The sequence below is a fragment of the uncultured Sphingorhabdus sp. genome, from assembly GCF_937872355.1.
Lineage (GTDB): Bacteria > Pseudomonadota > Alphaproteobacteria > Sphingomonadales > Sphingomonadaceae > Sphingorhabdus_B.
Window position 1 is genome coordinate 23,194 of sequence record NZ_CALMSV010000074.1, and the last position, 10,601, is coordinate 33,794.

11 protein-coding genes are annotated in these 10,601 nt (G+C 59.5%); 5 read left to right on the top strand and 6 right to left on the bottom strand.

The annotated features are described in order from the left end of the window. Window positions 1-118: 118 nt before the first annotated feature. The 3 genes from Q0239_RS04230 to Q0239_RS04240 are packed head-to-tail and all read right to left on the bottom strand — an operon-like array spanning window position 119 to window position 3,080. Window positions 119-1,165 carry a homocysteine S-methyltransferase family protein gene (locus Q0239_RS04230; RefSeq protein ID WP_298598900.1) on the bottom strand — a complete coding sequence of 349 codons (1,047 nt, stop codon included), beginning with the start codon at window positions 1,163-1,165 and terminating at the stop codon, window positions 119-121. Continuing rightward, window positions 1,162-2,103 (bottom strand): methylenetetrahydrofolate reductase, encoded by a 942-nt coding sequence (gene metF, locus Q0239_RS04235; RefSeq protein ID WP_298598903.1) that lies wholly within the window; start codon window positions 2,101-2,103, stop codon window positions 1,162-1,164. Before metF ends, Q0239_RS04230 begins: the two co-directional genes overlap by 4 nt. Further along, the gene (locus tag Q0239_RS04240) at window positions 2,100-3,080 is read right to left on the bottom strand and encodes a metalloregulator ArsR/SmtB family transcription factor (RefSeq protein WP_298598906.1); all 981 of its coding nucleotides are present in this window, start codon (window positions 3,078-3,080) and stop codon (window positions 2,100-2,102) included. The genes metF and Q0239_RS04240 overlap by 4 nt, the downstream gene beginning before the upstream one ends. Before the next feature lie 244 nt (window positions 3,081-3,324). Here Q0239_RS04240 and Q0239_RS04245 point away from each other — a divergent pair, with 244 nt between their 5' ends. Together Q0239_RS04245 and Q0239_RS04250 are read left to right on the top strand one after the other, a co-directional pair. Further along, window positions 3,325-3,648, top strand: coding sequence for a hypothetical protein (locus Q0239_RS04245; protein ID WP_298598909.1), 324 nt, complete (start codon window positions 3,325-3,327; stop codon window positions 3,646-3,648). Between the two features lie 79 nt (window positions 3,649-3,727). Next, on the top strand, window positions 3,728-3,901 hold the full coding sequence (locus tag Q0239_RS04250; protein WP_298598914.1) for a hypothetical protein: 174 nt from the start codon (window positions 3,728-3,730) through the stop codon (window positions 3,899-3,901). A 3-nt stretch (window positions 3,902-3,904) separates the two neighbouring features. Here Q0239_RS04250 and Q0239_RS04255 read toward each other — a convergent pair whose 3' ends face one another. After that, window positions 3,905-5,014 carry a serine hydrolase gene (locus tag Q0239_RS04255; protein ID WP_298598920.1) on the bottom strand — a complete coding sequence of 370 codons (1,110 nt, stop codon included), beginning with the start codon at window positions 5,012-5,014 and terminating at the stop codon, window positions 3,905-3,907. A gap of 217 nt (window positions 5,015-5,231) precedes the next feature. Here Q0239_RS04255 and Q0239_RS04260 point away from each other — a divergent pair, with 217 nt between their 5' ends. Then, window positions 5,232-6,803 carry a helicase HerA-like domain-containing protein gene (locus Q0239_RS04260; RefSeq protein WP_298598923.1) on the top strand — a complete coding sequence of 524 codons (1,572 nt, stop codon included), beginning with the start codon at window positions 5,232-5,234 and terminating at the stop codon, window positions 6,801-6,803. Between the two features lie 76 nt (window positions 6,804-6,879). Here Q0239_RS04260 and Q0239_RS04265 read toward each other — a convergent pair whose 3' ends face one another. Further along, complete coding sequence (locus tag Q0239_RS04265; RefSeq protein WP_298598926.1) at window positions 6,880-7,734, bottom strand: SH3 domain-containing protein; 855 nt, start codon at window positions 7,732-7,734, stop codon at window positions 6,880-6,882. A 174-nt stretch (window positions 7,735-7,908) separates the two neighbouring features. On the opposite strand from Q0239_RS04265, the gene Q0239_RS04270 reads away from it, so the two are divergent. Beyond that, a complete protein-coding gene (locus Q0239_RS04270; RefSeq protein WP_298598929.1) occupies window positions 7,909-9,120 on the top strand; it encodes an acyl-CoA dehydrogenase family protein in 1,212 nt (403 codons plus the stop codon). Window positions 9,121-9,134: 14 nt separating this feature from the next. Then, window positions 9,135-9,893 carry a crotonase/enoyl-CoA hydratase family protein gene (locus Q0239_RS04275; protein WP_298598932.1) on the top strand — a complete coding sequence of 253 codons (759 nt, stop codon included), beginning with the start codon at window positions 9,135-9,137 and terminating at the stop codon, window positions 9,891-9,893. A gap of 123 nt (window positions 9,894-10,016) precedes the next feature. Here Q0239_RS04275 and Q0239_RS04280 read toward each other — a convergent pair. Further along, the coding region (locus tag Q0239_RS04280) for a fatty acid desaturase (protein WP_298598936.1) at window positions 10,017-10,601 on the bottom strand (585 nt) is incomplete at its 5' end.

A 10,601-nucleotide genomic window follows, 5' to 3' on the forward strand; every position in this document is an offset into this window, starting at 1 on the left:
TAATCACTGTCATTCCCGCGAAAGCGGGAATCCATGGCCGGACACGGCGGTTTAAACTTACTCTTCAGACCATGGACCCCCAAACAAGTTGGGGGTGACACAATCCTTATTTTCTGACTCAAGCCGCCATCACAAAAGGCTCCAGCCCGGCGAGCCGCGTCACCACTGGCGCGCTCGGCACCTGCCTCGGCGCTCGGTCGGCAACCGCCTTGGCAATCGCTGCGATATGCGCTGGCGTGGTGCCGCAGCATCCGCCGACGACATTCACCAGTCCTTCGTCGAGCCATTGCTCGATCAGCTTTGCGGTCTGCTCGGGCAATTCGTCATATTGGCCAAGCTCGTTGGGCAGGCCGGCATTGGGATAGGCCATCACCAGTGCATCCGCATTTTTGGCGAGTTCGGACAGATAGGGGCGCAGCAGGTCTGCCCCGAACGAGCAGTTCAAACCGATGGTCAGCGGCTTAACATGGCGGATGGTGTTCCAGAAACCCTGCACGGTATGGCCAGACAGGTTGCGGCCCGCCATGTCGGTGATCGTCATGCTGATCATCAGCGGTACATCGCGACCGCTTGCCGCCGCGGCCTCCTGCGCTGCCATTGCTGCGCATTTGGCGTTGAGCGTGTCGAAAATCGTTTCGATCAGCAGAAAGTCGACCCCGCCTTCGATCAGCGCATCGCATTGTTCGCGATAGTCGGCCTTCAGCGTGTCGAAATCGACCTCGCGATAGCCGGGGTCGTTGACATCGGGCGATAATGACAGCGTTTTGTTGGTCGGGCCGATGGAGCCTGCGACGAAACGCTTGAGACCATCCTTCGCCTCGGCCTTGTCGGCGCAGGCGCGAGCGAGCTTGGCGCTTTCGACATTGATGTGCCGAACCAGATGCTCGCAACCATAGTCGGCCATCGCGACACGGGTGGAGCTGAAGGTGTTGGTTTCGATCATATCCGCGCCCGCCTCCAGATAGGCATCGTGGATCGCGCCGATGATGTCGGGCCGGGTGATCGAGAGCAGATCGTTATTGCCCTTCTGGTCCTTCGCCAGATCAAGGTCGCCGCGATAATCGGCTTCCTCCAGCTTGTAGCGCTGGATTGATGTGCCATATCCGCCGTCGAACACAAGGATGCGTTCCTTGCAGCGGTGGTTGAACTCTTCGCGGGCGCTCATGCTGCGGCTTCCTTCGCGGTTTCGACCGGGCGTTTGCCGAGCAGGTGGCAGATGGCATAGCTGAGCTCTGCCCGGTTCAAGGTGTAGAAATGGAACTGGCGCACACCGCCTGCATATAGCCTGCGGCACATTTCGGCGGAGATTGTGGCGGCGACAAGCTGGCGCGCCGAAGGGTGGTCGTCGAGCCCTTCGAACAGATGCGCCATCCATTCGGGGATTGCCGTGCCCGTCATTTTGGACATGCGCTGGATCGCGGCGAAATTTGATACCGGCATGATGCCGGGAACGATCTCGGCTTCGACACCCGCTGCTGCCACGGCATCGCGGAAGCGGAAGAAGGTTTCGGGTTCAAAGAAGAATTGCGTGATTGCGCGGCTCGCGCCTGCATCCAGCTTGCGCTTCAGGAAGTCTATGTCTGATTGTGCGGTCGCGGCTTCGGGGTGGGTTTCGGGATAGGCGCTGACCGAAATCTCGAACGGGTGCAGCTTGCGCAGCCCTTCGACCAGCTCGGCCGCACTGGCATAACCCTGCGGGTGCGGTTCAAACTTGCCACCTGCATTGGGCGGATCTCCGCGCAACGCGACGATATGGCGCACGCCGGCCTCCCAATAGGCATGGGCGACCTCGGCAATCTCCTCACGCGTGGCATCGACACAGGTGAGGTGCGCCGCGGCGGGGATGTTCGTTTCCTTTGCAATGCGTGCGACCGTATTATGTGTCCGTTCGCGGGTAGAGCCGCCCGCGCCATAGGTCACCGAAACGAAGCGAGGGGCAAGCGGGGCGAGCGTCACGATCGAATCCCACAATTGCTCTTCCATCTTCTCGGTTTTGGGCGGGAAGAATTCAAAGCTGATCTCGGCATCGCCCGGTAGCCCCGCAAAGAGTGAACTGGCGAGCGCGCGGCGCGATTCGGCCATCTGGTCGAGCGACAATATCATGCAACTATCCTGAGTTTGGGAGATTCAATGGCACCATTGCCCCGCTGGCCGAGCCAGATTTTGACGGCGAGTTTGCCGCCCGCTAGCGTTTCGGTGCGCGCCGGTACGAGCCCGGTACCGGCAAAAGCCCGCGCCATGCTTTCATCGGTGAAGCCCAAGCGGGCATGGGCGTGGACGCTGCGCAGTTCTTCAAGATCATGGGCGGCGAAATCGACGACCAGCAATCGTCCTTCGACGGCCAATACGCGTGCCGCCTCTGCAATCGCCCGTTCGGGATGCTGGGCATAGTGCAGCACCTGATGGAAGAGGATGGTGTCGAAACTGCCGTCGGCGAACGGCAGGGTGTTGAAATCGCCGAGCACGATTTCCGTGTGCGCCTGCACCGTTGCGGCATCTTCCATCCCGCCCAGCTTGGCGCGTGCGAGCCGCAACATCTCCACACTGTTATCAAGCGCGACGAAGCGTTCGGCATCCCGCGCGAACAATTCGATCATGCGACCGGTGCCGGTGCCGATGTCGAGCACCCGGCCAACCGGCGCTTCACCCAGCAGCGCGCGCATGGCCGCCTCCACTTCCGCCTCGGCGATGTGGAGCGAGCGGATCTGGTCCCATTGTTCGGCATGGGCATCAAAATAGGCAGCTGCCATTTCGGTTCGCGCCGAGCGGACTTCTTGAAGTCGCGCCAGATCGCGCAGTACCGGTCGTGAATCCTCTGTCCCCGGCAGGCTGAACAGCGGCTCGATTGCAGGGTGCGACAACATAGGGCCCGGACGCAGGAAAACCCATGCCCCTTCCCGGCGGCGCTCCGCGATACCTGCTTCGTCCAAAATCTTGATGTGACGCGATACGCGCGGCTGGCTTTGGCCCAAAATCTGCACGACTTCGCTGACGGAAAGCTCCAACTGCCGTATCAACAGCGTGATTCGCATCCGCGTCGGATCGGCAAGCGCGCGCATTATGTTGAGCAAAGGCGTCATCGGATTGGCATATAAAGAAATCTTTATATCATGTCAATTGGCGCAATTGTGACACATTTTTGAACTGCTGGTCGCCAAATGCGGGCATACGGACGCACTCTACGCATTTTGTAGAAAAAACCCGATTGCGTTAAAAGTTTGAAGCCGCTAGTGCAGCGCTCGCAAGTCAAGCTATGCATAATGCATGCTGCTTGTCAGGATTTTCTGAAGTTCTTTGTTAGGGGGATTTCCCAAATGAAAAAGATTGCTGTTTCTCTCGTTCTCGCTTCTGCAATGGCTCTGGCTGCTTGCTCGGGCGCAGAAGAAGCTACCACTGAAGAAGCTGCTGCTGGTGCAGAAGAAGCTGCTGACGCAGCTGCTGCTGGCGCTGAAGCTGCTACCGACGCTGCTGCTGGTGCAGAAGCTGCTGCAACTGACGCAGCTGCTGCTGGTGCCGAAGCTGCTGAAGCTGGCAAAGAAGCTGCTGCTGCTGCTGGTGACGCCGCTGCAAAGGCTGGCGACGCTGCCGCTGCTGCTGGCGAAGCTGCAAAAGAAGCTACCAAGTAATAGCTTCTTAGCTTTCAGCTAGAAATTGAAAGGGGCTGTCCTGCATTGCAGGGCAGCCTTTTTCTTTGCCTCCGCCAACGGCCAAATGTAACAGCGCAGTCATGCGCAAATGCCTTCCACTGATCCTGTTGCTCTCGGCATGCGGTCCCGCGCCTACCGACCCGGGCCCAGGTGGCGTTTCCGTCGAGGATGCCAAAGCGCTGGACGAAGCCGCAGCGCGGCTCGAAGAAGAGCAGGCCGATCCGCCTACTCTTGCCGATAAGGTCAGCCAATAGCGATCAGCGATGGTTCGCGGCGACAGCCCGTGAAACCGCCTGCATCATCGCCATACGCGACGGAATGCCCGAAGTCGTACTCGCGATCATCACCACTACAGCATAGCGTGTGCCATCCGGCGCGGTCATGATTCCGATGTCGTTGTAACCGGTTGAAACCGGATCCAGTTCCTGTCCGGTACCGGTCTTGTGCCCGAAACGCCACCCGGGCGGGACACCTGCTTTCAAACGGTTCGGTCCGCTCTTGGTGCGCTCCATCATTGCCAGCAACAAGCGTGTCGAAGCGGGTGAAAGCAATTCACCTTTGGCCAGGCGGGCCAGCGCGCTGGCAATCGCATCAGGTGCAGCGCCATCTACCGGATCAGCCAGATAGGCATCCAGCGCCGCTTTGCGCCGTTCCAGGGGAATTGCGGAGCGCGCCGTATAGAAACGTCTGCCAATGGAATAGTCCTGCTGCCAGCTCATCCCGGCAATCTGGCTTTGCATCAGCCGTTCGCCGGGACCGAAACGGATTTTCCCCAGCCGCTTGCGTTCGATGAAGTTGCGCACAGCTTCGGGCCCGCCTGCGGTACGTAGCAGGCTGTCATTCGCGGTATTGTCGCTGGCAGTAATCGCCTGCTCCAACAGGCTCAGAACTGTCTCTTCGATCTCTCCATTGGCAAGTACGCGATCCCGGATCGGTTGGTGGAAAACGGCGAGGTCCGATGCTGTGATACGCACTTTCTGGTCAAGTCGAACGCGGCCATTGTCGATCTGATCGAGGATCGTCATTGCCACCCACATTTTGGAGACGCTTTGCTGTGGGAACAGTTCGCCCAAGCGCTTTCCTGTTACCCAATCACCGTCAACCCTCTGCACCGCGATACCGGTGCGTCCGGGAAATTGCCGCCATGCGGTATCAATTTCGGCGATCAGCTGGTCAGGCACAGTCGCGCGAGCCAATTTTGCTGGCTCTGCCGGGCGAGGCGTTGGACGCTGCACAGATGGGGGGGCAGGCGGGGTTACGATGATTCGCGGTTTGGACTGCGCCTGCGGCGGGACCTTTGCGGGTGCCGAAACGCAGCCACCAAGGCCCGCAAGCAGCAACAATATCAAAGCTGTTCTAGCAAACATCCACACACCATAGCCCACGAAAATTTTACAAAGCATGACTAGCGGGCAAAGCAGCAGCGGAAAAGCGCTCCAATCAAGCTTTGCGGCCAGTTGACTCGACTCATCCGACAAAGCGTTGCCGCATAAATCCAAGGTTATAGGAGTTGATATTACTTGACCTGAACGGGTTGGCGTAGTTGTCTTCATGCAATCGAAATCATTCACGGGAGCATGTTCAATGTCCGAAGAAGGCCTTTTCATCGGTTCGACAGCCGAAGGCGCACGTCAGGCTATCAACTGGAAAAGAGCCAACCGGCACGGACTGATCGCAGGCGCAACCGGCACCGGTAAAACCATCACTTTGCAGGTGATGGCAGAGGGCTTTTCGCGCAATGGCGTTCCGGTCTTTGTTTCCGACGTGAAGGGCGACCTTGCCGGTATGGCAATGGCGGGTGCCGCAACGCAAAAGAACCACGAAAATTTCGTCAACCGCGCAAAAGAGATAGGCGACAGCGAATGGGTCTATTCGGACAATCCGGTGCAATTCTGGGATCTGTTCGGCGAAAATGGCCATCCGGTGCGGACCACAGTTTCCGAAATGGGGCCGCTGATGCTTTCGCGGCTGATGGATCTGAACGAGGTTCAGGAAGGCGTGCTGACGATCGCCTTCCATGTTGCCGACAAGGATGGGCTGCTGCTGCTCGACCCCGACGATTTGCAGGCGATGCTGGTTAACATCGCCGAACGTGCCGAAGAGATGACCACCACTTATGGTAATGTGTCCAAGCAGAGCGTCGGTTCTATCCAGCGTTCGCTGCTGCAACTGCGTTCACAGGGCGGCGACCGGTTCTTCGGCGAGCCTGCGCTCGATCTGGATGACTTTATTGCCTGTGACGACAAGGGGCGCGGGGTCATCAACATCCTGTCCGCTGAAAAGCTGATGCAGAGCCCCAAGCTCTATTCAACCTTTCTGCTTTGGCTGCTTTCCGAACTGTTTGAAACGCTTCCCGAAATTGGCGATCCCGACAAGCCAAAGCTGGTGTTCTTCTTTGACGAGGCGCATCTGCTGTTCAGCGACGCGCCGAAAGCACTGGTCGAGAAGATCGAACAGGTTGTCCGCCTGATCCGCTCGAAAGGTGTCGGCGTCTATTTCATCACGCAGAACCCGATCGATATTCCTGATACCGTGGCGGGGCAGCTTAACAATCGGGTGCAGCACAAGCTGAACGCCTTCACCCCGCGTGATCAGGCAGCGGTCAAATCAGCAGCGGAGACCTTCCGCGCCAATCCTGGCGTCGATGTGACCACCGCGATCACCGAGTTGAAGGTTGGCGAAGCACTTGTCTCGGTGCTGCAAGCAGATGGTTCGCCGACGCCGGTAGAACGCACGCTGATCAAGCCGCCCGCATCGCGCACAGGCCCGCTCGACGCCAAGGAGCGGGGCGTGATGATCGCGACCGACGCGATTGGCGACAAATATGACGATCTGATTGACCGCGAATCTGCTGAGGAAATTCTGATGGCCAAGGGCGCCCAAGCCGCCGCTGCCGCAGAGGCGGCAGAAGCCGCCGAGGAACAGGCCAAGGCCGATGCGATTGCTGCCAAGGAGCAGGCAAAACAGGAAGCAGCTGCAGCCAAAGAGGCTGCCCGCGAAGCCGCGCGTCAGGCGCGTGAGGCGGCCAAGCCCAGCATGGCTGAGAAGATGGTGCAATCGGCCGCACGGTCAGCGGCGACCTCGGTCGGGCGCCAGCTGGCAGGCAGTTTCGGCAAATCCTTGGTACGCGGAATTTTGGGCAGCCTGTTCAAATAGGCAGGCCCGGAACGAAAAAGTGCGGCCGTGTTTTTAGGCACGACCGCACGGGTGTCCGTCGAATGCAGATGGGTCGCTATTGCAGGTCTTCGACGGACACCCACCCCCGGGTTCCAAAATTATCGGTCATTTCCACAAATAGGCCTTCGCGGTTGCCTGTGGGATTGAGGCTGGTTCCGGCCCGCAGTGCGCGCAGGACTGCACTTTCCTTGTTTGCGGCTGCGTACATGCTTGTGTCGACGGCTGCGGTCGCACCTGCCCCGGCTTTTGGTGACGGTGCGGCTTGCGACAGGATTGATGCCTGCCCGCTGACGGCGTTAAAGGCTTTCATAAAGGCTTCGGCGAGCATTTTACCGTCCTTGCTCGAGCCATAGCCCGCGGCATTTACGCCGCTTTCCCAAGCGGAAGCCCCGGCAAAAGTAAGAGCGGATTTCTTGACTTCACCACTGCCGCTGACCAAGGTCAGGCCGTTGGCCGGGCTTACGACACGAATGCCGGCTGCAACGGTCTTTTTCTTGCCACCCAAGCCGCCAAACATTCCCAGTAACGGTCCTGCGAGCGGCACGCCGCCAACCAGACCCCCGACTGCCCCCGAACGAACCAGCCCCTCGGTAACCGCCGCCTTGGCAAGGTTGATGCTCTTGTCGACTTCTTCCTTGTCGCCTGCGATCACATTCATCAAATAATTGGCGGGTTCACCGCTTGCCGGATTGTGCGGCGTGAAGCAGCCCGATTCGAGTGCAAGCGCATTGACCGGCTCGCGGGGGCTCCCCCAACCAAATTTCGTCCAGCCCTGGGTGTCGCCCTCGACCCCCGCGGTCGGGCCATAATTGGTTTCGCATTTTGATAAATTCAGCGCAGGTTCGTCGTCCTTCGCTCCTGCCCCCGCACACACCGCGACAAGCGCGGCAAAACCAATCAACTTACGCATATTTTCCCAGCCCCCTCGGATTATGCTCTGTGCCGGTTGGATATATCAGTGGACGGGTAAATAATTGTAAGAACGCAACATGCGCTGTTGGTTGCGTCGCATGAAAAAATCGCTGAACAGGCATTGCAATCCTCGGTTTAATCGCGCAATTAAACCGCGAGAGAGGAATCACATATGAGCTTGCCCGCCGCCCAAGAACTCGCCGATTTCGAGGCGCAATGCGACGCGTGGTTCCGCGAGCATACCGTCGCCGATCCGGGCTTCATGCTGCCATTGACCTTCATGGAGGTTTCGACCGACCAGCAGTTTGATTTCCTGCAGAAATGGCAGAATCAGGTTTATGAGGCTGGTTATATCGGGATGAGCTGGCCCGCCGAATATGGTGGGCGCGGCATGCATCCGGAATTTCAGCGGATCGCGACGCGGATCATGAAGAAATATGATTCGCCGATCATGCTCAACGCGATCGGCAATGGCTGGGCCGGGCCGTTGATCCTAGACATTGGCAGCGAAGAGCAGAAGAAGCGCTATATCAAGCCGATGCTGGCAGCGGAGGAAATCTGGTGCCAGGGCTTTTCCGAACCTGAAAATGGCTCGGACCTCGGTAACGCGCAAACGCGTGCCGTCCGCGATGGCGACGAATATGTAGTGAACGGCTCCAAGATCTGGACCTCGCTTGGCGACCGCGCGCATATGATGATCCTGCTCGCGCGGACCAATCCCGACGCGCCGAACAAATATGCGGGGCTCAGTTTCTTCCTTTCGCCTATGCGTATTCCGGGCATCGAAACCCGGCGGATCAAGAAGCTCACCGGTGAATATGGCTTCGTACAGACCTTTTTCGACAATGCCCGTATCCCGGCCAGCGACATCATGGGCGAGGAAGGCCAGGGCTGGCTGGTCGCGATGAAGACGCTCGAATATGAGCGTGGGGCGAAGGCCAATCTAGCGGGGGGTTCCTTCGCCAAGGAAATGGATGTCATGGAAATCCTCGACCTTGCACGCAGCGCGCAGCGCGGGGGCAAGCCGTTGCTCGACGACCCCGTGATGCGCGACAAGCTCGTCGAATTCCTGATCGATGCGCAAGCGCTCAACCTCAACAATGCCCGCAGACGGATGGCACCGCTCAATCAGGACCGCCCGATGGGGCTGTCGCTGATGAACAAATTAGCGCGGACCGAGTTGGTGCGCGAACTGACGCAATTTGCCTTGCAGTTTCAGGGTACCAAGGCGGGCTATTATGTCGGTGACGAAAATGCCGTCGATGGCGGCTTCTGGCACCGCAGCTATCTCAACAGTTTCTCTGCTACAATTGGTGGCGGAACCAGCGAAATTCAGCGCAACATCATCGGCGAGCATGTGCTCGGCCTTCCGAAAACCAAGTAAAGAGAGGATAATTCATGAGCGACGCATTGGTCGAAGCCCGCGACGGCATTTTGATCATCACGATCAACCGCCCCGACGCGAAGAACGCGATGAACAAGGAGGCATCGGAACTGATCGCCGCCGCCCTCGACCGGCTCGATGCCGAAAACGACCTGCGCGTCGGCATTGTGACCGGTGCAGGCGGAACCTTTTGCTCGGGTATGGACCTCAAGGGCTTCCTGCGCGGCGAAACGCCCTTCGTTGCAGGCCGTGGCTTTGGCGGCATCACGCAGAAATCGCCTGCCAAGCCCTTGATCGCGGCGGTCGATGGCTATGCGCTGGCAGGCGGCCTTGAAGTCGCGATTGCCTGCGACATGATAGTCGCCAACGAAAATGCCAAATTCGGTATCCCCGAAGTGAAGCGCGGGCTTGCCGCGGCAGCGGGCGGCCTGATGCGCCTACCGAAGAAAATCCCGCCGCACATCGCGATGGAACTGGCGCTGACGGGTGATTTTGTTGATGCCAAGCGCGCTTATGAACTGGGCCTCGTCAATCGCCTGACTTCCGGTGCCGCGCTCGACGCAGCTATCGAACTGGCGCAGACCATTGCAGGCAACGGTCCGCTTGCGATCAAGAAATCGAAGCAGGTCATCGTCGAATCGGGCGAATGGAGTGAAGCCGAAATGTGGCAGAAGCAGACCGAAACGCTCGGCAACCTGTTCGCCACCAACGATGCGCGCGAGGGTGCGGCGGCCTTTGCCGAAAAGCGCAAACCCAATTGGACGGGCACCTGATCCGCGAACGGTAAGTTTTCACCGTAGTGCTGAGCCTGTCGAAGCACGCCTTGCCGATAAACGCCCTTCGACAGGCTCAGGGCTTCGGTGACTTTGGAGAGATATGAAGATGCACCCCAAGATTCATGCCACGGTTAACCCCGATAAACCCGCCGTCATAATGGCGGGGTTCCGCTTCGTGGTGGCCTCCGCCCCCCCTGCCGCCGCGGTGTGCTCGGCCATGCGGATGGCGCGCAGCACCGGCTCGCCGAGGATGCGCGGCACCAGCCAATAGATCGCCGCCGCCCAGCTCTGCAGGACGATCGAGACCACCAGCACCCCGAGGTAGAGCGCCAGCAGCAGGCGCGCCTCGCGAGTCACGCGGCCGCGCTCGACGGCGGGAATGAAGGAGCGCTCGTCCGCATTGAAGCGGCCCAGCGCGCTGCGCCACAGCGTGCCGCACAGCTTGCCCCAGAAGGACAGGCCCAGGACGCGCGCCAGGTACTCGCCCAGGGTTCGCGGCAGCGGGACGATGTCGGGGTCCAGCGTCGCATGCTGGGTATAGGTGTGGTGGCTGGCGTGGCGATACTTGAAGTAGAGCGCCGGGCGCAGGGTCAGCATGGCGGCGAACCAGGCGACCGCCTGGTTCAGCCAGCGCGACCGGAAGGCGGTGCCGTGGGTGGTCTCGTGCAGGGCGCCGAACAGCAGCACGATCAGCACGCCCTGCAG

Bases quoted from the DNA above. Each gene is read 5' to 3' on its own strand.
- Q0239_RS04265 (WP_298598926.1), bottom strand. From the start codon at position 7,734: ATGCGTAAGTTGATTGGTTTTGCCGCGCTTGTCGCGGTGTGTGCGGGG.
- Q0239_RS04230 (WP_298598900.1), bottom strand. From the start codon at position 1,165: ATGAGCGCCCGCGAAGAGTTCAACCACCGCTGCAAGGAACGCATCCTT.
- Q0239_RS04240 (WP_298598906.1), bottom strand. From the start codon at position 3,080: ATGACGCCTTTGCTCAACATAATGCGCGCGCTTGCCGATCCGACGCGG.
- Q0239_RS04260 (WP_298598923.1), top strand. From the start codon at position 5,232: ATGTCCGAAGAAGGCCTTTTCATCGGTTCGACAGCCGAAGGCGCACGT.
- metF (WP_298598903.1), bottom strand. From the start codon at position 2,103: ATGATATTGTCGCTCGACCAGATGGCCGAATCGCGCCGCGCGCTCGCC.
- Q0239_RS04275 (WP_298598932.1), top strand. From the start codon at position 9,135: ATGAGCGACGCATTGGTCGAAGCCCGCGACGGCATTTTGATCATCACG.
- Q0239_RS04270 (WP_298598929.1), top strand. From the start codon at position 7,909: ATGAGCTTGCCCGCCGCCCAAGAACTCGCCGATTTCGAGGCGCAATGC.
- Q0239_RS04255 (WP_298598920.1), bottom strand. From the start codon at position 5,014: ATGTTTGCTAGAACAGCTTTGATATTGTTGCTGCTTGCGGGCCTTGGT.
- Q0239_RS04250 (WP_298598914.1), top strand. From the start codon at position 3,728: ATGCGCAAATGCCTTCCACTGATCCTGTTGCTCTCGGCATGCGGTCCC.